1 protein-coding gene is annotated in these 26,826 nt (G+C 66.0%); it reads left to right on the top strand.

The features are described from left to right. The first annotated feature begins 30 nt into the window (after positions 1-30). Positions 31-26,688 (top strand): non-ribosomal peptide synthase/polyketide synthase, encoded by a 26,658-nt coding sequence (locus tag ACZI8R_RS02675; protein WP_463377996.1) that lies wholly within the window; start codon positions 31-33, stop codon positions 26,686-26,688. Positions 26,689-26,826 lie beyond the last annotated feature (138 nt).

Here is a 26,826-nt window from a genome sequence, read left to right as displayed (position 1 = left end):
TTCTGCTCGTCTATCCGATGGGGGACAACGATGAGTAATTCACGGGACTCGTATACGAACGGCGGGGTGCCGGCGGGAGCGTTCCCCTTGTCGTCGGTGCAGCGCAGCATGTGGTTCGCGCAGCAGCTCACGCCGACGGTGCCGAAGTTCATCGCGCAGTACGTGGAGTTGCGAGGTGACCTCGACCTCGAGTTGTTGAGCCGCGTGGCCGTCGATGCAGCGCACGAATTCCAGTCACCGTTCCTGAGGTTGCTCGACGTGGACGGCGAGCCGTATCAGGTGGTGGACTCCTCGATCGATCCGTCGATCGGGTACCGCGACTTCCGCGACGAGGACGATCCGCAGGCCGCAGCGCGGGCGTGGATGGCCGACGACTGCGAACACCCTCTACGTCTGACGAGCGATCGTCTCGTCGAGATGACCGTCCTGCGGCTCGAAGGCGACCTGTACTGGTGGTACACCAGAATTCATCACGTTGCGCTCGACGGATACAGCGGTATGACGATGCTGAACCGCATCGCCGCGCTGTACACGTCTGCCGTACGCGGTACCGACGCGGGTCCGAGCCGCGCCCTCGACCTTCGTGACCTGTACGAGCTCGATCAGAAGTATCGGGATTCGACCCGCTTCGCGTCCGATCGTGAGTACTGGGCGGAGCACATTCATGGAATCGAACGCGGTTCGACGCTGGCGACAGTCGACGCCCCGGCGGCGGCGCACAGCCATCTGGAGAGCGCCGTGCTCTCCGATGTCGCGGTGGCGAATCTGGATGGTTCCGGCGATCGCGTGGGGGCCACGTCTGCGGCGGTGCTGATCGCGGCGTTCGGCTGCTACATGTCGCGTATGACAGGTCGGACCGACGTTCTGGTCAACCTGCCCGTCTCCGCGCGCACGACAGCTCCGCTGCAACGATCCGGCGGCATGCTCGTGAACGTCGCGCCCCTCCGAATCGAGGTGCACCGAGAAGATTCGGTGGGAGAACTCGTCGCCCGAGTGCAGCTCGAACTGATGGGTGCGCTGCGCCATCAACGATGCAGTGTCGAGGACATCCGCCGCGACGCCGGGCTGGCGGGGACCGCAAACGCTCTGTCCGGGCCACTGGTGAACGTGATGCTCTTCCACCAGGAGATCATCCTGGGTGATCTGGTCGGTGAGTACGAGATCGTGACGTCCGGGCCTGTGGACGATCTTCTGGTCAACATCTACCAGAGCGGCGGTTCCGCGCGCACTCTCGTCGACTTCCGGGGAAATCCGAATCGGTACGACACAGCGGAACTGGGCGAACACCACGGTCGGTTCGTGGAACTTGTCGAGGAGTTCGTCCGGGCGGAGCGCGACGTTCTCGTCGGTGACATCCATGCGGCGAGTGCACAACTGGCCGAGGGGTTCCGCCGCCAGGAGCAGGTTCGTGACTTCTGGTCCCGGACGCTCGCGGGCATGCCGGATTCGATGTCACTGCCGCTGGACAGGCAGCGTCCCGCTGTTCGTGAGGGCACTTACGACACAGTCGATTTCGAGGTGCCCGCCGAGGTTGCGGCGCGTGCTGCGGAGTTGGCGGACACATCCGGTGTCGACATCTTCACCGTGCATCACGCGAGCCTCGCTGCCCTGCTCGCGAGGATCGGCGACACCGACGACGTAGTGGTCGGTACTCCCGTGCCGGGACGGTCCGCTGGGCTCGCGTTGCGAACCGGTGTCGCCACCGACCGGTCGTTCACGGAACACGTGGGCACGGTTCGACGTACCGAGGTCGCGGCGTTCGATCATGCCGACACGGAAGGGGAGGCGCCGGTCGGCGCATCGGTGACGCTCGCGTCGGGTGCCGGAACCGATACCGGCGGACATCAGACCTGGGCACCCACTGCAGACCTGCAGTGGGTGCTGGAAGAACACTCCTCGGCCGACGGGGAGCGTGGTCCGTCCGGGCACCTGTCGTATGCGACCGACGTGTTCGACCGCACTACTGCCCAGTCCGTTGCAGACAGATTCGTGCGGTTGCTGACGGATGCGGTAACTCGACCGGACGTAGCGGTCGGCGACCTCGCGCTGCTCACTCCCGACGAGTTGGACGGTCTCGCTCCCGTAAGCGGGCCCGATGCAACCGCACCGCGCCTACTCACGGAGATCCTCACAGATGCGGCACACCGGAACCCCACGAACACGGCGCTGATCGAGGGCGACCGGACACTGACGTACAAGGAGCTGGACGAGCGCGCCAACCGTCTCGCGCGGGTTCTGCTGGAGGACGGTGCCGGACCCGGCGCCGTGGTGGCGCTCGCAGTGGCACGGTCGATCGAATCCGTCGTCGCCACCTGGGCAGTCGCGAAGACCGGCGCCGCGTTCGTTCCGGTCGACCCTGGCTATCCAGCGGATCGCATCGCACACATGCTGACCGATTCCCAGGCCCGTATCGGAATCACCACCGCCCGACACCTGCAACAACTGCCGGACACCACGCCGTGGTTGTCGCTCGGAGACGACGAGCTCGAACGGCGCCTCGGCCGGCAGGCCTCGTCGGAGATCACCTCGGCGGACCGGACCGGACCGATCGAGACGGCCGATCCCGCATATCTGATCTACACCTCGGGTTCGACCGGCACGCCCAAGGGCGTGATCGTCACCCACAGCGGCCTCGCCAACTTCGCCGAGGACATGCGGGCCAGGTTCGGGGTGACGCCGAAAGACCGCACGCTGCACTTCTCGTCGCCGAGCTTCGATGCGTCCGTGCTGGAACTGCTGTTGGCTTTCGGTGCAGGTGCGACGATGGTCGTCGTCCCACCGACGGTGTACGGCGGCACCGAACTAGCCGAGGTGATGAGCCGTCACCTGGTCACCCACGCCTTCGTGACTCCCGCTGCTTTGGCATCGGTGGATCCGACGGGCCTGGACCATGTGCGGTGCGTGATCACCGGCGGTGAGGCGTGCCCGCCCGCTCTGGTGACGCAGTGGGCCGAGGGGCGGGAAATGTTCAACGCCTACGGTCCCACGGAAGCGACCGTGGTCGCGGCCGTGAGTGGGCCACTCGTGGCTGGCCGGCCGGTTGCGATCGGACGCCCACCTCGGGGAACAGCAGCACTGGTGTTGGATTCGCGGCTGCACCCCGTTCCGGCCGGGGTGCCAGGAGAGCTCTACGTGGCGGGTTCCGGCCTGGCACGCGGATACCACCGCCGACCCGCCACTACAGCAGAACGCTTCGTGGCGGACCCGTACGGACCCGCCGGCGCACGCCTGTACCGCACCGGCGACCTGGCGCGTTGGACGGCGCAGGGCGAGCTCGAATATCTGGGGCGCACCGATTTCCAGATCAAGATTCGTGGATTCCGAATCGAACTCGGCGAGATCGATTCTGTGGTGCGCTCCTGCCCAGGCATACGTTTCGCGGTCACGACGGGGCACGTCGCACCGTCCGGTGACACCTTGCTCGTGAGCTACGTACTGCCCGACGAGGGTGCCGAGGTCCAGCAGGCGGACATCCTGGCTCGCGCCGCCGACCGGCTTCCCACCCACATGGTGCCGGCACGGATCGTGATCCTCGACGAGGTGCCGCTCACCCCGGCCGGAAAACTCGATCGAAAAGCACTTCCGGAACCGGACTTCGAAGCTTCCTCGAGCGTGTATCGCGAAGCGGGAACGCCGACGGAATCGCGGATCGTCGACGTGTTCCACGCCCTGCTGAACGTCGATCGAGTCGGGGTGGACGACAGCTTCTTCGATCTGGGCGGCGACTCACTCGTCGCCACCCGTGTGGTGTCGCGCATCAATGTCGCGTTCGGTTGTGACATCGGAGTGCTCGATCTTTTCGAGGCCCCCACCGTTGCGCAGCTTTCGAGCCGGGTCGATGCGCGAGCAGGCGACGCAGAACGACGAACACCGGTACCGGCACTGACGCCGCGTCGATCCGAGGGCCCGGTACCGGTATCCGCCGCCCAACAGCGGATGTGGTTCGTCAACCAACTCGACACCGGCTCGGCCGCGTACAACATTCCGATCGCCATTCGCCTGCGGGGTGAACTCGACCGCGACGTGCTCGTCGCAGCACTTGCCGATGTCGTCGAACGCCAGCAGAGTCTGCGGACCGTCTACCCGAACACCGCCTCGGGCCCGATCCAGGATGTGCGCCCGGTCGACGAGGTCGCCCCTGATCCGACCGTCGTGGAGATCGATCCGGTGGACGTGCCGTCGCGGCTGGCACACGACGCACAGCAGGGGTTCGACGTCACGGTCGACGCGCCACTGCGTACCCGGCTCTTCCGGACCGCCGTCGACGATCACACTCTGTTGCTCGTCGCACACCACATCGCTGCGGACGGCCTGTCCATGGGGCCGCTCGCTCGCGACGTCGTCACGGCGTATGTCGCGAGGGCGGACGGGCGCGAACCGGACTGGACCCCACTCGAGGTGCAGTACACCGACTTCACTCAGTGGCAGAACGAGTTGCTCGGCGCTGTCGACGACCCGAACAGTGTTCTGGCCCTGCAGACGCGGCGGTGGGTGGACAGACTCACCGGAGCACCCGAGTCGTCTACCCTTCCGACCGACAGGCCGAGACCCGCACGCCAGTCGATGCGGGGCGGTCGACATCGATTGACGCTGGGCGCAGATCTGCACGCGCGCCTCGGGCAACTTGCGGCCGCTCACGACGTGACCCTGTTCATGGTGCTGCATGCGGCGTTGGCCGTCCTCGTCGGCCGCACGTCGGCGAGTACCGAAGTGTGTATCGGTTCACCCGTTTCCGGACGTGGACGCGGCGAACTCGACGATCTGATCGGCATGTTCGTCAACACGGTGGTGCTTCGTACCACGGTCGACCCGGCACGGACGTTCACCGACCTGCTCGGTGACACCCGCAGTGCGGACCTTGCGGCGTTCGAGGACTCCGACGTTCCGTTCGAACTGCTCGTGGACGAATTGCAGCCTGCCCGCACCGAATCGCACTCCCCGCTCTTCCAGATCATGCTCGTTCTGCAGGGGGCCGCCGAGACCGGCATCCAACTGCCCGGATTGGGGGTTCAGGTAGACGAAGTCGACACCGATACCGCCAAGTTCGATCTTCAGGTCATCGTGACCGAACCCGCGACCACGGCCGACGGCACCGGTCCACTCGAGGTCGAACTCTCCTACGCCGCTGAACTCTTCGACGCGGCGACAATGGAACAGACGGGCATGCGCTTCGAACGCCTACTCGACCTGTTCGCCTCGGACCCCGGCAGGCGAGTGGGGGACGCGCCACTGACCAGCGGGCCCGAATACCAGCGTGTCGTGCGGAACTGGAATGCGACATCCGCTCACCTGCCGGACCTGACACTCGTCGATCTGTTCGACGCACAGGTCGCCGCCACACCCGATGCTGTTGCGCTGGTGGCTGACGAGGAGTCGCTGTCCTACCGCGAGTTAGATGCGCTGGCCAACCGATTGGCCAGAGAGTTGATCGAGCGGGGAGTGGGACCCGAATCACGGGTCGCGGTCGCTCTGCGGCGCTCGGTCGACCTGATGGTGGCGATCTATGCGGTCACCAAGGCCGGCGCGGCGTACGTGCCGTTGGACCCGGATCATCCCGCCGCCCGCACCGCCTACGTGCTCGAGAGTGCGACACCGGTGTGTGTTCTCACGACGACGACGGACGAGTTCACGGTGGACGCGGCCGTTCCCGTCCTCGAGATCGACACCCTGGACCTTTCGGCTCGCGGCGAGAGCCCCGTCGTCGACGCCGAGCGGCGGGCCGGCCTCGCAGCCGCGAACACCGCGTATGTCATCTACACGTCGGGTTCGACCGGCCGGCCGAAAGGCGTCGCGGTCACGCACGGAGCGATCGTCAACAGACTGCTGTGGATGCAGGATCGGTACCCGCTCTCCTGCGACGACGTGGTGGTCCAGAAGACACCGGTCACCTTCGACGTTTCCGTGTGGGAGCTGTTCTGGCCCATGCAGGTCGGCGCGCGGCTCGTGATGGCCGCACCCGACGGCCATCGGGACCCGCAGTACCTGTCTCGTCTCGTCGCACAGCACGCCGTCACGACGATGCACTTCGTACCCTCGATGCTCGCTACGTTCGTGGCCGGCGCAGACGCTTCCGAGTGTGCGGGGCTACGCCGCGTGTTCTGCAGTGGTGAGGCGCTCCCTCCCGCCACACTGTCCGCTTTCCGGAGTTTTGCCGATGCGGAGGTCCACAACCTGTACGGACCGACCGAAGCTGCGGTGGACGTCACGTCGTGGGAGTGCACGGGGCAGGAGCAGTGGTCGGTTCCGATCGGCGCACCCGTCTGGAACACACAGGTGTACGTGCTCGATTCCCGGCTGCATCCCGCTCCGGTCGGGGTTCCCGGCGAGCTGTACCTGGCGGGTGTGCAACTCGCGCGCGGATACGTCGGGCGCAGTGACCTCACCTCCGACCGCTTCGTTGCCAATCCGTTCGATGCGGGCGCGCGCATGTACCGCACAGGCGACGTCGTGCGCTGGTCCGCCGACGAGAACCTCGACTACCTCGGGCGCACGGACTTCCAGGTGAAGCTCAGGGGACAACGCCTCGAACTCGGCGAAATCGAAGCCACACTGCTGGGCGACGAGGCGGTCGCGCAGGCGGTGGTCGTCGTGCACTCGCGTGAGGCGACAGGGGAGAGGCTGGTTGCCTATCTCGTAGCGGAGCGTGGTCGTGACATCGACCTGTCGGTCGTGCAGGACTCCGCTGCGCGCACCTTGCCCGCCTACATGGTCCCCGGCCAATTCGTGATCCTGTCCGAGTTTCCGCTCGGTGCCACCGGCAAACTCGACCGAAAGGCGTTGCCGGAACCGGACCTGCTGCTTGCCCGCACCGAGTTCGTGGCGCCCCGCAACCCCGTGGAAGAGGTCTTGGCCTCGATCTTCGCCGAGTTGCTCGATGTCCCCCGAATCGGTGTCCACGACAACTTCTTCGACCTCGGTGGCAATTCGCTCGTGGCGACCAGGCTCGTCGCGCGGGCCGGTGAAGCACTGGGCAGGCAGATCGGCGTGCGGGAACTCTTCGACGCGCCGACCGTCGAATCCCTCGCGGCGACCGCGGAATCGATGCCTGGCGGCGGAGAACTTCCCGCACTGCTGCCACAACCTCGCCCGGCGCGAATCCCTATCTCTCTCGCGCAGAAGCGCATGTGGTTCGTCAACCAGTTCGATACCTCCTCGGCCGCGTACAACGTGGCGATGGCCATCCGATTGAGCGGTGACCTGGATGTGGATGCGCTCGTCTCGGCGATGAGGGACGTCCTCGAACGCCACGAATCGTTGCGCACGAAATTCCCCATGTACGACGGTGAACCCACCCAGGTGATCCTCGGCGCCGACGACGTGATGCCCCCGCTGCGGCCGGTTCCGGTGGCCGAGGACGACGCGGCGACCCGGTTGGCGGCCCTGGCCGGCGCCGGATTCGATGTCACCGCCGCGCCGCCGCTGCGAGCAGAATTGATGCGAATCGGCCGGGACGAACATGTGTTGTGCATAGTGGTGCACCACATCTGCGCCGACGGCTTCTCGATGACGCCGCTCGCGAGGGACGTCATGACGGCCTACGTCGCCCGGGCTGCGGGCACACCGCCGGCGTGGGCGCCTCTACCGGTGCAGTACGCGGACTACTCGCTGTGGCAACGGGACGCTCTCGGTGCCGTCGACGACCCGGGCAGCGTGCTGGCCGCGCAACTCGGGTACTGGTCCGGGACCCTCGCAGGACTACCGGAGTTGTCGTCGATTCCGATCGACCATCCGCGTCCTGGTACGGCGTCGATGAAGGGGGCACGCCACGAGTTCAGGTTGGACGAGAACGTCCACAGGGCACTGACGGCCACTGCACGTGCGCACGATGCAAGTGTGTTCATGACGGTCCATGCCGTGCTGGCCACGCTCGTCGCACGCCTGGGGGACAACGACGACATCGCCATCGGCACACCCATCGCAGGACGTGGCCGCACCGCCTTGGACGACCTGGTGGGAATGTTCGTGAACACGCTGGTGCTGCGTGCGGCGACCGATCCCGGAATGTCGTTCGCGGAGTTGCTCACTCAGGTTCGTGACACCGACCTCGACGCCTTCCACCACTCGGATGTGCCGTTCGAGCGAGTCGTCGACGAGGTGGCGCCGGAGCGATCGACGGCGCACACGCCGCTGTTCCAGGTGATGCTCGAATTCCGGAACAACGAACCCCCACACCTCGAACTGCCCGGTCTCACCGTGACCGGTATCGATCTGACCCCGGACATCTCGAACTTCGATCTGCAACTGACGCTCACCGAAGAGTTCGACGAGTCGGGAGAACCCGCCGGAATGTCGGCGTCCTTCACCTACGCGACCAGCCTTTTCGAACCGGCCACCATCGCGACGTTCGCCGGATACCTGGACCGGATCGCGCACGCCGTGTCCACGAATGCGGACACGGCGATCGGCGACATCGCCCTGCTGTCCGAGACGGACCGCGGAGCGCTCACCCCGGTTTCCGGTGGTACCGGAATGCCCCCTGCTACGCTCGCCGCGATTCTCGAGGCCGCCGCGGTGGATCCGAACGCACCCGCGCTCTTCCACGAAGGAACCGAGGTCACCTACGGGGAACTCGACCGACTCTCGAATCAGTTCGCACGCGCACTGGTCGAGCGGGGAGTGGGACCCGAGAGCATCGTGGCATTGGCACTGGGGCGTTCGATCGAATCGATCATGTCCGTGTGGGCGGTCGCGAAGGCCGGCGGCGCCTACGTGCCGGTCGACCCCGGGTACCCCGCCGACCGAATCGAGCACATGCTCACGGATTCGGGTAGTGCCCTGGTGCTCACGCGGGTCGGCGACGCGGCGAATCTGCCCGATTCGGTCGACCGACGACAACTTGCCGTCGACACCGAAGAGTTCGCCCGCGAACTCGACACCTACACGGATGCACCGCTCACCGACCGCGACCGGACCCGGCCACTGCACATCGATCACCCCGCGTACGTCATCTACACATCGGGTTCGACGGGCACGCCGAAGGGCGTGGTGGTCGGGAACCGGGGTCTGTCCGGCTTCGCCGAGGACATGCGGACCCGGTTCGCGGTGACACCGCACTCGCGAACCCTGCACTTCTCGTCGCCCAGTTTCGATGCCTCCGTGCTCGAGTTGATGTTGGCCTTCGGGGCGGGCGCGTGCATGGTGATCGCCCCGACCTCCGTGATCGGCGGCACCGAACTCGGTGCAGTGCTGCGCAGGGGACGAGTGACCCACGCGTTCGTCACCCCTGCGGCACTGGCCTCTGTCGATGCGAACGAACTCGACGATCTGGTGTGCGTCGCCACGGGTGGTGACGTGTGCCCACCGGAACTGGTCCGCCAGTGGGGGACGCAGGGCCGCAGGATGTTCAACGCGTACGGCCCCACGGAGGCCACTGTCGTGTCGAGTGTCACGGACGCGATGGACCCGGCGGAGCCTGTGACGATCGGCCGGCCGCCGATCGGGTGTGGGGAAATGGTGCTCGACTCGCGCCTGCATCCGGTCCCCGTAGGTGTGACCGGCGAACTGTACGTGACCGGCGCGGGTCTCGCGCGCGGCTACCACGAGCGCACCGCGATCACGGCGGACCGGTTCGTCGCGAACCCGCACGGCGACGCCGGGGAACGGATGTATCGCACCGGTGACCTGGCCCGGTGGAATTCTCGTGGCCGGCTCGAGTATCTGGGCCGCAGCGACTTCCAGGTCAAGATCCGCGGGTTCCGTATCGAGCTCGGCGAGGTCGAGGCAGCTCTGACCGAGCACCATGACATCGCCCGCGCCGTGGTCACCGCGCACACCGGCGGCAACGGCCCCACCCGACTGGTCGGCTACGTGGTTTCCGCCGAGGGAGCCACCGTCGACACGACCGCCGTGCTCGTCCATGCCGGAGAACGGTTGGCTCCGTACATGGTTCCGTCGGCCCTCGTGGTGCTGGACACGCTGCCGTTGACGCCGGTGGGGAAGCTGGACCGAAAAGCGCTCCCGGAACCCGTCTTCGGCAGTGAAGCCTCGTCCGGTAGACGACCGAGCACGGACCGCGAACGTACCCTTGCCGAAATCTTCGCCGAGGTTCTCGGATTGGGATCGGTCGGTGTGGACGATTCGTTCTTCGCACTCGGCGGCGACAGCATCATGTCCATCCAACTGGTGGCCAGGGCGAAAGCCGTAGGCCTGGCCTTGTCCCCACGCGACGTGTTCGAGCACAAGAGCGTTGCGGGCCTTGCCGTCGTCGCCACGGCGACGGACGAGGCCGACGCCGTGATTCTCGAAGAATTGGACGGCGGCGGCGTCGGTACGGCCCCCGCCACCCCGATCGTCGAGTGGCTGGTCGAGCGCGGCGGCGACTTCGGTCGCATGTCGCAATCGGCGCTCCTCACCGCGCCCGCCGATCTCGTCGACCTCGGTGAACTGGCCGCCACATTCCAAAGGGTGATCGATCGACACGACATGCTCAGAGCACGTCTCGTGGCCTCCGATACCGGTCACCACTTCGAGATCAGGCCGGCGGGTTCCCTCGACGCTGTCGACCTGATCCGCCGAGTGTCGACGACCGCCGCCCCGGGCACCCCGGAGTTCGCGGCGTTCGTGGTTGCGCAACTCGAGCAGGCGCAGAACCGGCTGAACCCGTACGACGGCGCGGTGCTGCAGGTGGTCTGGATCGCCGACGGTGCCCGCGGTGGCCGCCTACTGGTCGTCGCGCACCACACGGTGATCGACGGCGTGTCCTGGCGGGTACTGGTCCCGGACCTCGCCTCGGCCTGGGCACAACGAGCTTCCGGCACCGAGACGACGCTCGAACCGGTCGGGACCTCCATGCGCCGGTGGGCGCACGGGCTGGTCGAAGCCGCGCCTGCGCGGCGCGGCGAATTGGACGCCTGGCAGCAGATTCTGACGGGGCCGGACCCGTTGATCGGGACGCGACCACTCGACCCCGGCGTCGACGTCAATTCGACGCTGGGCCGCGTATCGGTGGAACTGCCGCCTTCGGTCAGCGACGCCCTGCTCACCACGGTGCCCGAAGTATTCCGTGGGAACGTGAACGACGGCCTGCTCGCAGCCCTGGCCCTCGCACTCGCACAGTGGCGGCGGACTCGTGGCGTCGACGCGACGGACGCACTGGTCGAACTCGAGGGTCACGGCCGCGAGGAACAAGTCCTGGCGGGGGCCGACCTCGGTCGCACCGTGGGCTGGTTCACCTCGATGTTCCCCGTCCGTCTGGACTTGGACGGAATCGATCTCGACGATGCCTTCGCGGGCGGACGAGCAGCCGCAGCCGCAGTGAAGGCAGTCAAGGAGCAGCTTCTCGCGATCGCGGACCACGGCATCGGGTACGGGATGCTGCGCTATCTGGACGCACAGTCGTCGGCAGCGTTCGACGGCGCTCGGTCTCCGCAGATCAGCTTCAACTACCTCGGCCGCTTCTCGACCGACGTGGCCGACGCGTCGGGGCGGGTGGACTGGACACCGACCGCCGAGGTCGACATGGATCGAACTCAGGACCGGGGCACGCCCGTGGCCACCGCCCTCGGGATCAACGCCGTCACGACGGATGTCGGTGGCCGGTCCCATCTGCGGGCGACCTGGTCGTACGCCAGCGGTGTGCTCGACGCCGAAGACGTGAGCGAACTGGCGGGGCTGTGGGTTCGGGCACTGACCGCGATCGCCGAGCATGCCGGGAGGCCCGATGCCCGGGGCATGACCCCCTCCGATCTGCCATTGGTCACGATCGATCAGACGGCCATCGACCACTTCGACGAGAAGTACCCGTCGTTGGAGGACATCTGGTCGTTGTCACCGTTGCAATCCGGTCTTCTGTTTCATGCGCTCCTTGCCGAGCAGTCGATCGACTCGTACACGGTTCAGCTCACCTTGGAACTCGTGGGTGCCGACGGTGATCGCATGCGGCTGGCGGGGGACGAACTGCTCGAGCGGCACCCGAACCTGCGCGCCGCGTTCGTCCACGACGCGGAGGGGACAGCCGTACAGATAGTGAGCGGACGGATTCACGTGCCGTGGGAAGAACGAGACCTCTCGCACCTCGATGCAGACCGACAGGAATCGGCAATCGATGCCATCCTCGAGGCCGACCGCGCGCGGGGTTTCGACATGGACACGCCGCCGCTGCTGCGGTTCCTGTTCCTGCAACTCGGCGACGACCGACAGCAACTCGTCATCACCAACCACCACATCCTGCTCGACGGGTGGTCGATGCCGCTGGTGCTGCGCGACCTGCTGACGTTGTACGCGACCGACGGTGCGGCCGAGGCACTGCCCACCGTCCATCCCTATCGGTCGTACCTGTCGTGGATGGCGGACCGAAACATCGAGGAGTCGCTCGAACATTGGTCACGGGCAATGGCGGGGGCCGAGGAACCGACCCTGTTGTCGGCAGCCGAGCAGTCCGTCACCCAGGACGGTACGTCGGACGAACTGTTGGTCGAGATGTCGACCGAGTCCACCGAGGAACTGCGGAGTCTCGCCCGGCAACGGGGCCTGACGTTGAGCACCCTGATCCGGGTCGCCTGGGGAATCGTGCTCGCCGAGTTGCTGGGCCGAGACGACGTGGTGTTCGGCGGCACCGTGTCCGGCCGGCCACCGGAGATTCCCGGAATCGAATCGATGGTCGGCCTCTTCATCAACACCCTCCCGGTTCGGGTGACGCTGGATCCACACGAGACGCTCGCCGAACTCGCGGGGCGGATACAGAACGAACAGGCCGATCTCCTCGACCATCACTATCTCGGGCTGACCTCCGTGCAGGAGAAGGTAGGCGGCGCAGCGGTGTTCGACACTCTCACCGTGTTCGAGTCGTACCCGGTGGACCGTGCCGGGCTGACCGAGACCACCGACATCGCGGGCATGCACGTCGTCGACGTCCACGACAGCGCGAACGCGGCCCACTATCCGCTCGCCCTCATCGCATCGGCACACGAGACACTCGCGCTGAAACTCGAGTACTTCCCGGACCTGTTCGAACGCGAATCCATGGAGCGCATCGGCGAGCGCGTGCAGCGTGTACTGGGCGCACTCGCCCACGAGCCCGATCTGCCGTTGGCGAAACTGCGTCTGCTGTCCGCCGACGAAGAGGACTCTCTCGTACCCGCGCGGGGCAAGCCGGGCCGATCCGAACAGACCCTTCCGGAGCTCCTCGTAGCAGCGGCAGCGATCGACCCACACGCGGTGGCGCTCACGTATGCGGGCCGCGAGATGACGTACGGAGAGCTGGACCGGCGCTCGAACAGACTGGCGCGGCTGCTCGTCGAGCGTGGAGTCGGACCGGAGGACACCGTTGCTCTCGGTATCGCGCGGTCGATCGAATCGGTTCTGACGGTGTGGTCGATCGCCAAAACGGGAGCGGCATTCGTACCGGTCGACCCGCGCTATCCGCTCGATCGTGTCGAGCACATGCTGACCGATTCGGCGGCCCGACTCGGTGTCACGGTCCTTGCCGACCACGCAACCTTGCCGGACACCGTGCCGTGGGTGGTGCTCGACGATCCGGTGATCGCGCGAATCCTGGACGTCGGAGTCGACGAGCCCCTCGGCGACGCGCACCGCACCCGGCCGCTGCGCTACGACCATCCGGCCTACGTCATCTACACCTCGGGGTCGACGGGCACCCCCAAGGGAGTGGTGGTCAGTCACCGCGGCGTGGACAACTTCGCCGAAGAGCAGCGAATCCGGTACGGCACCACACCTCGTTCGCGGACTCTGCACTTCTCGTCGCCGAGCTTCGACGCTTCCGTTCTCGACTACCTGCTGCCGTTCGCGGTGGGGGCGACGATGGTGATCGTCCCGCCGACCGTGTACGGCGGCACCGAACTGGCAGAGCTGATTCGGCGCGAACGCGTCACCCACGGTTTCGTGACCCCGGCCGCACTCGCCTCGGTCGATCCGGACGGGCTCGAGGTGTTCGAACATGTGGTGGCCGGCGGTGAGGCCGTGCCGGCCGAACTGGTCGGCAGGTGGGGCCCCGGCCGCAGTCTGTACAACGGGTACGGGCCCACCGAGGCGACCATCATGGCGAACATCAGCGAGCCGCTGACGCCAGGGGAGAGGGTCACCATCGGCGGCCCGGTCCGCGGCGTGCACGAAGTGATCCTCGACGCGCGCATGCAGCCGGTGTCCACGGGCGTGCCCGGCGAGTTGTACATCGCGGGTGAGGGATTGGCCCGCGGCTATCATCGCCGTCCCGGACTCACCGGCTCCCGGTTCGTCGCGAACCCCTACGGTGCGCCCGGCGAGCGGATGTACCGGACGGGGGACGTCGCTTGCTGGCGTCCCGACCACACGGTCGAATATCTCGGTCGTAGCGACTTCCAGGTCAAGGTACGTGGCTTCCGAATCGAGTTGGGCGACATCGACGGAGCGCTCACGAGTTCGCCCGACGTGTCCTTTGCCGTCACCGTCGGTCGTCCGGGGCCGGTCGGCGACACTGTTCTCGTCTCGTATGTCCTGGCCGAGGACCACAGCCGTTTGGACGTGCCGGACCTGCGGGTGTTCATCGCTCGGCAGCTCCCCGGGCACATGATGCCCGCCAGCATCATGGTGCTGGAAGAGATTCCGCTGACTCCGGTCGGCAAACTGGATCGCGGCGCACTCCCGGAACCGCGTTTCCTGCCCGCGGCCGACTCGTACCGTGCACCCGCCACCGCAACTGAGCGGGCCGTGGCCGACGTGTTCGCCACCGTGCTGGGCGTCGAGCGTCTGGGAGTGGACGAGAACTTCTTCGACATCGGAGGCAACTCGCTGATCGCTACTCGTGTGGTCGCGAGATTGAGTGCCGAGCTCGGAGTCGACGTCAGCGTCCGAAGTCTGTTCGAATCACCCACCGTCCATCGTCTCGCCCGTGTCCTCGAAACCTCGGACACCGCGGCGGCGCGACAACCTCTCGAGGCGGTCGAACGGCCACTGCACGTCCCCGTGTCGTTGGCGCAGAAGCGGATGTGGTTCCTCAACCAGTTCGACACGACCTCGGCTGCGTACAACGTGCCGCTGGCGGTGCGAATGTCCGGCCGCCTCGATGTCGAGGCCCTTCGAGCCGCCATGAAGGACGTACTCGGTCGGCACGAGGCGCTACGCACGGTCTTCCCGTCGTTCGACGGCGAGCCGACCCAGGTGGTGCTGCCGGCCGGCCGCGCCGTACCTGCGCTGCACGTCGTGCCCATCCGTGAGCGAGCACTGCCCACGCGCATCGAGGAACTGGCCTCCGCCGGATTCGATGTGACCACGGCAGTCCCGATTCGAAGCACACTGTTCGAATTGAGCCCGACCGATCATGTGCTCGTCATCGTCGTGCACCACATCAGCGCCGACGGTTTCTCCATGGCGCCTCTGGCGCGCGATGTACTGGTGGCGTATGCCGCCCGGATGGTGGGCGCGGACCCGCAGTGGGAGCCGTTACCGGTGCAGTACGCGGACTACTCGCTGTGGCAGGAGCGGGTACTCGGCTCGGAGAGTGATCCGGATTCACTGATTGCGGGTCAACTGCGTTATTGGACCGACCGGCTGGCCGATCTGCCCGAACTGCTGGCGCTTCCGGCCGATCGACCGCGGCCGACCCAACCTTCCTTCCACGGCGCCACCTCGGGCTTCTCGGTGGACGCGGAGCTGCACCGCGAACTGACGGCACTGTCGCGTCGACACGGTGCGACGATGTTCATGACGGTGCACGCTGCTTTCGCGGTGCTGCTGTCCCAACTGGCAGCTACCCGAGACGTGGCGATCGGGACACCCATCGCCGGACGCGGTGATGCGGCACTCGACGATCTCGTCGGCATGTTCGTCAACACCCTCGTCCTACGGGCGACCGCGGATCCGGCCGCTGCCTTCGTCGATCTCCTTGCGGATGTGCGGGCCACCGACCTGGCCGCCTTCCAGCACTCCGACCTGCCCTTCGAACGACTGGTGGACGTGCTCGCTCCGGAACGCGCCACCGATCGTTCCCCCTTGTTCCAAGTGATGCTCGAGTTCCGCAACAACGAAGCGCCCGCGCTCGAACTGCCCGACCTGGCCGTCGAGGGTGTCGCCTTCGACCTCGAGGTGGCCAAGTTCGACCTCCAACTCGGCATCCAGGAACACCACGACGACAACGGCGTTCCCGCCGGCATGACCGCAGAGTTCGTGTATGCGACGGACCTGTTCGATGCGGACACCGTCGAGATCTTCGGTGAACGATTCCTACGAGTTCTCCGCGCCCTGGCGGCCGACCCACACATGCCGGTAGGCGACATCGCATGCACCAGCCCGGCCGAGCGCCACACGATGCTCGACGAATGGAACACGCCCGGTATCACCGAGGCTCCCGACACGCTGGTGGACCGTTTCGCGCTGAGCGTGTCCGAGCACCGCGACGCCGTGGCCGTCTCCTACGAAGACCTGACACTGACGTACGGCGAACTCGACGAGCGATCGAACCAGCTCGCGCGACTTCTCGTCGAGCGCGGTGTGGGGCCCGAAGCGTTGGTTGCGGTTGCGCTTCCGCGAAATGCGGAGCTGGTGGTTGCGCTGCTCGCCGTCATCAAGTCGGGGGCCGGCTATCTGCCGTTGGACGTCAACTATCCGGCCGACCGACTGGCGTTCGTGCTCGAGGACGCCGTGCCGCAGTGCATCGTCACCACGACGGAACTGGCCGGCAGCATGGACGCCGACGCTGCGAGTCTCGTAGCGATCGACGACGTGTCCGTGATGGAACGACTCGCTGCCACGTCCGGTGCACCGATCACGGACGCAGACAGGACCACTGCGTTGACACCGGAGTCGGTGGCGTACGTCATATACACGTCGGGATCGACGGGCAGGCCCAAGGGCGTGGTCGTGTCCCATCGCAACGTGCTGACTCTGTTCGCGAACACGCAGGCCAAGTTCGAGTTCGACCACACCGACGTCTGGACGATGTTCCATTCGTACGCGTTCGACTTCTCGGTGTGGGAGTTGTGGGGCCCGCTGCTGCACGGCGGGCGGCTCGTCGTCGTCGACTACTACACGGCGCGATCCCCGGAGATGTTCCACGAACTCCTTCGCAACGAGCAGGTGACCGTCCTCAATCAGACGCCGACCGCGTTCTATCAGCTGTCGGAGACGGACCGTATCGTGTCCGAAAGTGGTGTCGATGCACAGCGATTGGCACTGCGATACGTCGTGTTCGGCGGTGAGGCCCTCGACTTCGGGCAGCTGTCGCGGTGGTACGGGCGGCACGGCGATTCGTCGCCGACCCTCGTCAACATGTACGGCATCACCGAGACCACCGTGCACGTCAGCCACTTGCCACTCGATCAGCGCCGGGCCGCAGAAGCCTCCGCGAGCGTGATCGGGCGGGCGATTCCCGGGCTTCGCGTCTACGTTCTGAACGATCGACTCCATCCGGCGCCGGTAGGTGTGAGCGGCGAACTGTACGTTGCGGGCGATCAGGTGACGAGAGGCTATCTCGGACGAGAAGCGCTCACCTCGACGCGCATGGTCGCCGACCCGCACGGCTGGCCCGGCGAACGGATGTACCGGACCGGCGACGTCGCGCGTTGGAACGCGGACGGTCATCTCGAATACCTCGGCCGCAGCGACTTCCAGGTGAAGGTCCGTGGATTCCGCATCGAGCTCGGCGAGATCGAAGCGGCCCTGTTGCGCTACGACGGAATCGCACACGCCGTGGTCACCGTCCACGATGGCAGCTCGGGGCCGAGTCGGCTGGTCGGCTACGTGGTCCCGGAGAACGGGAGCACGGTGGATCCGAACGCGGCGCTCGAGTTCGTCGGCACCCAGCTGACCTCGTACATGGTGCCCGCGACTCTGATGATCCTGGACGAGTTGCCGTTGACGTCCAACGGAAAGCTGGACCGCCGCGCTCTACCGGCGCCCGACTTCGGGATCCTCGCCACGTCGAACCGGGCTCCGAGTACCGAGACGGAAAGCATCCTCGCAGGACTGTTCGCCGAAGTGCTCGGAATGGATTCGGTGGGTGTCGACGACTCCTTCTTCGGTCTCGGCGGCGACAGCATCATGTCGATCCAGCTGGTGTCCCGGGCAAAGGCGCTGGGCCTCGCGCTCACCCCGCGAGAAGTGTTCGAACACAAGACCGTCGCCGGCCTCGCGGCAGTGGCCTCGGTGGCGAGTACATCCGACACCGAGGTCCTGGAGGAACTCGAGGGTGGTGGCGTGGGTGCCATGCCCACCACGCCGATCCTCGAATGGCTCCTCGAACGCGGCGGGGACTATCGCCGATACACGCAGACGGCATTGCTGACACTGCCGATGGGCGCGGATCGTGAGCGTCTGGAAGCGGCGCTGCAGGCGGTGCTCGATCATCACGACGTGCTGAGAAGTCGTCTGATCTCGGGCGGAACCACGACTGCAGTCCGGGTCCAGCCACCCGGATCGGTACCGGCGGAGAGCGTGCTGACCAGAGTCTCCGTGGCTTCGGTGACCGGGACGGCATTCGCCGAGAACGCCGCGGCCCAACTCGAGATCGCCGCCGCCGAACTCGATCCGTCGGACGGGATCGTCATCAGGTTCGTGTGGTTCGATGCCGGACCACTGGGCGGACGCCTGCTGGTGGTGGCGCACCACGCCGTCATCGACGGCGTGTCCTGGCGTGTCCTCGTGCCGGACATGGCAACTGCGTGGGCGCAGGTCGCAGCGGACATTCCCGTGGATCTGGCTCCGGTCGGCACGTCGATGCGTCGCTGGACGCATGCACTGGTCGAAGTGGCCGGCCAACGGCTCCACGAGCTGCCTATGTGGCGTGCGGTGCTCGATGGGGAAGACCCGGTGATCGGGTCCCGCCCACTCGATCCCACGGTGGACGTCAGTGGGACCGTCGACAGGGTGACGGTGACCGTACCGGAAAACGTCACGGACGCACTCCTGACGACCCTTCCCGAAGCTTTCCACGGCGGCGTGAACGACGGATTGCTCACCGGACTTGCGTTGGCGGTGGCACGTTGGCGATCGCGCCGCGGTGATCCGAGCGCTCGGACCCTCATCACGCTGGAAGGTCACGGCCGCGAAGAGCACGTGGTTCCCGGCGCCGATCTGAGTCGCACCATGGGCTGGTTCACCTCCATGTTCCCCGTAGGTCTCGACCTCGGCGGCGTGGATCTCGAAGACGCTTTCGACGGCGGCCATTCCGCGGGTGCGGCCGTGAAGGCAGTAAAGGAACAGTTGCTCGCCGTACCCGATCACGGCATCGGTTACGGACTTCTGCGCTACCTCACGCAGGCCGGTACGGATCTCGGTGCTTCGGGTACCCCGCAGATCAGCTTCAACTACCTCGGTCGCATCGCCGGCACGACGGAGGCACAATCCTCGGAATACGGATGGCTTCCCGTCACCGATACCGAGCTGAAAGACGAGCCTGCGCCGGATATTCCGGTTGCCACGGTCCTGGACGTGAACGCGATGACCACGTCCGTGGACGGCCGGACAGAACTGCGCGCGACGTGGGCCTTCCCGGCCGGCGTGTTCGAGGCCGACGAGGTCGAACAACTCGCGGGCCTCTGGGTCGATGCACTCACCGCGCTGGCCGAGCACGTCGCGCGTCCCTCGTCCGGCGGGCTGACCCCATCGGACCTCGATCTCGTCGACATCGACCAGCAGGCGATCGATCGCTTCGAAAGCAAATTCCCGGGCCTGTCCGACATCTGGTCGCTGTCCCCGTTGCAGTCGGGCCTGCTGTTCCACGCGCAGTTGGCGGACGAATCGATCGACCCGTACATGGTGCAGTTGACCCTCGTACTGGGCGGGACCGTCGATTCCGAGCGGCTACGGACCGCTGGTCAGGCGCTGCTCGACCGGCATCCGAACCTACGAACTGCCTTCGTGCACGACAGCACTGGTACGTCGGCCCAGATCGTGCAGAGTCGGGTGACCCTGCCGTGGACCGAGTTCGACTTCAGTGCTCTCGGGCCCGAAGAGCGTGCGGCGAAGCTCGAAGAAGTGACAGCACAGGATCGCGCGGAAAAGTTCGACATGGCCACCGCACCGCTGTTCCGAATGACCCTCGTGCGCATGTCGAGAACCGACTGCAAGCTTCTCGTCACCAATCACCACATCCTGCTCGACGGATGGTCGACGCCTTTGGTGCTGCGTGACCTCCTGACCCTGTACGCAACGAACGGCGACGCGGCCGTACTGCCGCCCGTTCCGCCCTATCGCAACTACCTGGCGTGGATGGCGAACCAGAGCACCGACGCTTCTCTGGACGCCTGGCGTCACGCACTGCACGGTGTGGACGAACCCACCATCCTGGCCGTCGACACCGAACGGACCGCGGCGGCGGTGACCGAGGAGACATCCCAAGTCGTATCGGCACCGATCACCGAACGCCTTCGCGCGCTCACCCGTTCACGCGGACTGACCCTCAACACGGTGGTGCAGGCGGCGTGGGCGATCGTGCTCGGCGAAATGGTGGGGCGTGACGACGTGGTGTTCGGCGGGACCGTTTCCGGTCGTCCTCCCGAGATTCCCGGAATCGAATCGATGGTCGGTCTGTTCATCAACACGCTGCCCGTACGCGTCGTTCTCGACCCCAGGGAGACGCTGGGAAGACTGCTCGATCGCCTCCAGACGGAACAGGCGGATCTGCTCGACCATCACCACGTCGGACTCTCCGACATCCAGAACGCGGTGGGAGCTGCCGCAGCCTTCGACACTCTGACGGTGTTCGAGTCGTACCCCGTCGATCGTGCCGGGCTCAGCAAGGCGACGGACATCGCCGGCATGCGAGTCGATGCGGTCGAGGGGCACGACTCCGCGCACTACCCGCTGGCGATCGTCACATCCGGTGAGGACGAACTGAACCTCAAACTCGAATACTCACCCGACCTGTTCGACGACGAAAGAATAGCCCTCGTCGGAAGCCGAATCGTTCGTGCACTCACCGCGTTTGCGGACAACCCGGATCTCCCGCTGGCGCACCTGAACCTGCTGTCCGAATCCGAACTCGGGGAGCTGGCTCCGGTGAACGGCCACCCGGGTCGTTCCGTTCGAACGCTGCCGCAGATTCTCGAGGATGCGGCCGCGCTCGATCCCAACCGCACCGCGTTGACGTTCAGCGGTCGAAACGTGTCGTACCGCGAACTCGACGAACGCTCGAATCAACTGGCGCGGGTCCTCATAGCTCGGGGAGCGGGACCGGAATCCTTCGTCGCCTTGGGTATTCCGCGGTCGATCGAGTCCGTCCTGGCGATGTGGGCGGTCGTGAAGACGGGTGCCGCATTCGTGCCCGTCGACCCGAATTACCCGAGCGAGCGGATCGAACACATGCTGACGGATTCGGGTGCCGCCATCGGCCTGACGTTGTCGGCCCACGTGGATGCACTGCCGTCCTCGCTGCAGTGGCTCACCTGCGACTCGCGAAGGTTCGCGAAGACCTGGCAGAGTCAACCGGCGCTCCCGGTCGCCGACGCCGACCGGCGGTCGCCGATCAGCCTCGACAACGCCGCCTACGTGGTCTACACGTCCGGCTCCACCGGCAAGCCGAAGGGTGTCGTGGTGACCCACGAGGGCCTCGACAACTTCGCGGAGGACCAACGGCAGCGATTCGGTGCGAACGCGGCGTCACGGACCTTGCACTTCTCGACCCCCAGCTTCGACGGGGCCGTCTTCGAGTACCTGCAGGCCTTCGGCGTGGGAGCAACCATGGTGATCGCCCCACCCGACGTCTACGGCGGCAGCGAGCTCGCGAATCTGATTCGGCGAGAGCACGTCACGCACGCTTTCGTCACGACCGCCGCGCTGTCCACGGTGGATCCCACCGGACTGGACGAGTTCCAGCACGTCGCATTCGGTGGCGAGGTCTGCCCGCCCGAACTCGTCACCCGTTGGGCGCCGGGGCGGAGCCTGTCCAACGCGTACGGCCCGACCGAGACGACGGTGATGGCGAACATCAGCGAACCGATGACGGTGGGAGAGCCGATCACCATCGGTGGCCCCATCAGAGGCGTGGCGGAACTGGTTCTCGATTCGCGCCTCCAACCGGTCGGTGTCGGCATGCCGGGCGAGCTGTACATCGCCGGGGCCGGCCTCGCACGCGGCTACCACCGTCGACCGGAGTTGAGTTCCGAACGCTTCGTGGCCAATCCGCACGGTGAGCCGGGGGAGCGGATGTATCGAACCGGTGACATCGTCCGCTGGCGCGCCGATCGCACCATCGAGTACGTGGGCCGCGCCGACTTCCAGGTCAAGATTCGCGGATTCCGGATCGAACTCGGCGAGGTGGACGCCGAGATGATGGCGCAGCCCGGAGTGTCCTTCTCGGTCACCGTCGGTGTCCAGGGCCCCGCGGGGAACACGGTTCTGGCTTCCTACGTCGTGCCCGTCGCGGGCGAGGAGGTCGACGTCGCGGAGATCACCGCTCGTCTGTCCTCGAGGCTCCCCAGCCACATGATTCCCACGGCCATCATGGTTCTCGACGAGATCCCCATCAACAAGGTCGGAAAGCTGGATCGCTCCGCACTCCCCGAACCGGAGTTCCGGACGAACCGAACCGAATACCGGGAACCCGCGACGCCCATGGAGCAGACGGTGGCCGAGGTGTTCCGGGACGTGCTGGGCCTCGCTTCGATCGGTGTCGACGACGACTTCTTCGCGCTCGGCGGCAACTCCCTCGTCGCAACGAGAGTCACCTCCAGGCTGGCCGCAGTACTCGGAACCGATGTCGGTGTCCGTGCCCTGTTCGAAGGGCCGACCGTTCGCACGCTTGCCGCCCACCTCGAACACCGCAACGGCGCGGCCCGTAAGCGGCCGGCGCTGGTGGCAGCCGCCAGACCGGATCGGGTTCCGTTGTCACTCGCGCAGAAGCGGATGTGGTTCCTCAACCAGTTCGATACGAGTTCTGCCGCATACAACATTCCGCTCGCCGTGCGTCTGACCGGCACTCTGGACGTCCCTGCACTGAGAGGGGCGCTCGCCGACGTACTGGCACGCCACGAGACGCTTCGGACGCTCTTCCCACGGGTCGACGGCGAGCCCGTACAGCAAGTACTCGAGCCGGGGATGGGGTCGGGTGACACCGAGGTCGTCCCGGTCGCTGCCGACAATCTGGTCGACGTGCTGACCTCGTTCGTCTCGCGCGGGTTCGACGTCACAGTGGAATTGCCGGTGCGCGCCAGAATCTTCCGTACCGGAAGCGAAGAGCACATCCTGACCCTCGTCGTTCATCACATCGCGGCCGACGGCTACTCGCTCGCGCCGATGGCCCGGGATGTCATGAACGCCTACACGTCACGAATCGCCGGAGCCGTCCCACAGTGGAAGCCGTTGCCGGTGCAGTATGCGGACTTCACGCTCTGGCAGCACGAGGTGCTGGGGAGCGAGGACGACGAGGATTCGGTGCTCTCGCATCAACTTCGGTACTGGACGGACACGTTGACCGGGCTTCCGGACGTCATTCAGATGCCGACCGATCATCCACGGCCGATCCAACAGTCGTTCGCCGGGGACCGGGTCGAGTTCCGAATCGAAAGCGAACTCCACCGGCAGTTGACGGACCTGTCGCGATCCGTCGGTGCCAGCATGTTCATGGTCACCCATGCCGCACTTGCCGTATTGCTCGCCCGCCTCGGTACGACCGACGACGTCGTGATCGGTACACCGATCGCGGGTCGTGGTGACCCTGCGCTCGACGACATGGTCGGGATGTTCGTCAACACGCTGGTACTGCGCAACCACATCGATTCGTCGGCAACGTTCGTCGAGATCATGGAGCAGATTCGAGAAACGGATCTCTCGGCGTTCGGACATGCAGACCTGCCGTTCGAAAGGCTCGTCGAAGAACTCAATCCCACCCGTTCGACTTCCTACTCGCCGCTGTTCCAGGTTGCCCTGGAGTTCCAGAACAACGAGAATCCGGTGCTCGAGCTGCCCGATCTGCGGATCGAAGGTATCGACCTCGACACGCACATCGCGAAGGAGGACCTCGAACTCATCCTCATCGAGCAGTTCGAAGAGGACGGAACACCATCCGGTGTGACCGCTGGATTCGACTTCGCCACGGCACTGTTCGAGCGAGACACGATCCGGAAGCTGGCCGACCGGTTCGTGCGGGTGCTCGCCGCGGCGGTCGAACATCCGACAGTGGCGATCGGCGACTTCGACGTTCTCGACCCGGACGAGGTGGCCGATCTCGTACCCGCAGTGGGCAAGCAATCCGTACCGTCCGAGCTCTGGCCCGATCTGCTGTCGCGGGCCGCCAGGCGCGATCCGCACGCCGTCGCAGTCGTATACGAGGATCGAGTCGTCGACTACGGCGAACTGGATGCCTGGTCGAACCGGCTCGCTCGTGTCCTCGTCGACAGGGGAGTGGGCCCCGAAACCTTCGTCGCGCTGGGAATTCCCCGCGCGATCGAGGAAGTGGTGTCGATCTGGGCCATCGCGAAAGCAGGGGCCGCATTCGTCCCCGTGGACCCCACATACCCCGCCGACCGCATCGAATACATGCTTTCGGACTGCCACGCCGCAGTGGGCCTGACCGTGACGGCGAGGCGTGAGAACCTACCGGACACCGTGCCGTGGCTCGTGGTCGACGACGCCGACTTCGAGAAATCGGTCGACGGGGTGTCGAGTGCTCCACTGACGGACGAAGACCGCACGGGCCGACTGCATCTCGCACATCCGGCGTATCTCATCTACACCTCGGGCTCCACGGGGCAGCCCAAGGGCGTGATCGTGACGCAGCGCGGCATGGCCAACCTCACGGCCGAGGAACACGAGAGGTTCGGCGTCACAGCGGATTCGCGGGTGTCGCACCTGGCGTCGCCGAGCTTCGATGCCTCCGTGTTCGAACTGATGATGGCCTTCGGGGCCGGCGCGCGGGTCGTGATCGTGCCGCCCACGGTCTACGGCGGAACCGAGTTGTCCGATCTGCTCAGCCGAGGCGGTGTCACCCATTCGTTCATCACCCCGACCGCGCTCGCGTCCATCGACGACGTAGGGCTGGACTCTCTCGAAGCAATCGTGGTGGCGGGCGAGGCCTGCCCGCCGGATCTTGTCGAACTGTGGGCGCCAGGACGTCGGATGTTCAACGGCTACGGGCCCACCGAGACCACGATTCAAGCCAGCGTCAGTGACCCGATGGACGTGGAGACGGGCGTGAACATCGGCAAGCCCGCTCGCGGATTCGGCGCCCTGGTCCTGGACTCGCGGCTGCAGCCCGTGCCGAGGGGAGTACCGGGGGAGCTGTACATCACCGGGCCCGGGTTGGCCCGCGGCTACCACGAACGGTTCGGTCTCACCTCGGACAGATTCGTGGCCAACCGCTTCGGTGAACCGGGTGAACGGATGTACCGCACCGGTGACGTGGTGCGATGGCGCAGCGACGACACGATCGAGTACATCGGACGCAGTGACTTCCAGGTCAAGGTGCGGGGATTCCGGATCGAACTCGGCGAGATCGACGCCGTGCTCGTTCATCACCCGGCCATCGCGTTCGCCGCGACGATCGGGCACGTGGGCCCCGCGGGCGACACACTCCTTGCTGCGTACGTCCGCGCCACCGACGGCCACGACGTCGATTCCAGTGACCTACGCGCATACGCAGCCGAGCGACTACCGGCCCACATGGTTCCAGCCGCCGTCGTCGTCCTCGATCAGCTGCCGATGACCCCGGTGGGCAAACTGGACAGGAAAGCCCTACCGGCGCCGGAGTTCGGGTCTCGCTCCGACGCGTTCCAACTTCCGGTCACCGAGACGGAACGCGCCGTGGTCGACATCTTCGTCGAGATACTCGGAGTCGAACGAGTCAGCACCTCCGACAGCTTCTTCGATCTCGGCGGCAACTCGATCGTCGCCACCCGGCTCGTGTCCGAACTTCAGGCCCGCCTCGGTAAGACCATTCCGCTCCAGACCATGTTCCTGGAGCCGACGCCTGCCGGGCTCGCCTATCGGCTGGATTCGGAAGGGGCGGACGGTTCGGCGTCCAATGCAGTCTCCCCGGTCGACGAGGCTCTCGGCGTGGTCATCCCGCTACGGGCCAAGGGCGACAAGCCGCCGATCTTCTGTGTTCACCCCGGCATCGGGTTGGCATGGGGTTACGCGGGCATCCTGGGACATCTGTCCAAGGATCGACCGGCGTTCGGCCTGCAGCTGCCGATCATCAGCGGTGGACCGAGCTTCGAGTCGATCGAACAGCTTGCTCACCGATATGTCGTGGAGATGCGCCGAGTACAGGCACACGGCCCCTACCACCTGCTCGGATGGTCGCTCGGCGGAATCATTGCCCACGCCATGGCGGTCGAACTGCGACGTGACGGCGATGCGGTGGACACATTGGCGGTCATGGACAGTTACATCGCGTCGGACGACGACGCCGCGCCGGACACACTCACGGTGGGCGAATTGCTGCATGGGCTCGGTCTGGACATCGCCGAGGACGGATCGGACGGCGAACTCACCTTCGAACGAGCGGTGGAACTGCTCGACGAGGCGTTCGGACAGAAAACCGGACTGACCGCCGCTCATCTCGAACGGATCAGCACCGGATTCACCACCTCGTCTCAGATCATGCACGAGTTCCGGCCCCAGGTGTTCGACGGCGAGATGCTGTTCTTCCGCGCCACCGAGTCTCCTGACGCGAACGACCACGACATTCGAAAGTGGGATGCCGCTGTGACAGGAGGGGTACGCGAGGTGCCCATTCATTGTGAACACAACCAAATGATCGAACCGGCCGTGTTGGCAACCGTCGGACCTGCTCTGGAGGCGTATCTTTCCGAGCGGTGAGTACCGCTTTGTCGCCGGTTGGGGATAGACTTCGCAACTCGGGGATGTAGGCGGCTCGCGCCGCCTACGGGTGAGTGCGCCGTCGGTGCACCAACTTTCGGTTCGACAGGACATCGACTTGAGAAATGAGGGGGGCGA

The sequence above is a fragment of the Rhodococcus huquni genome, assembly GCF_055231055.1.
This window is presented reverse-complemented; position numbering and strand designations above follow the sequence as displayed.

What these genes read in the sequence shown, in the direction of transcription:
- ACZI8R_RS02675 (WP_463377996.1), top strand. Translation starts at nt 31, where the DNA reads ATGAGTAATTCACGGGACTCGTATACGAACGGCGGGGTGCCGGCGGGA.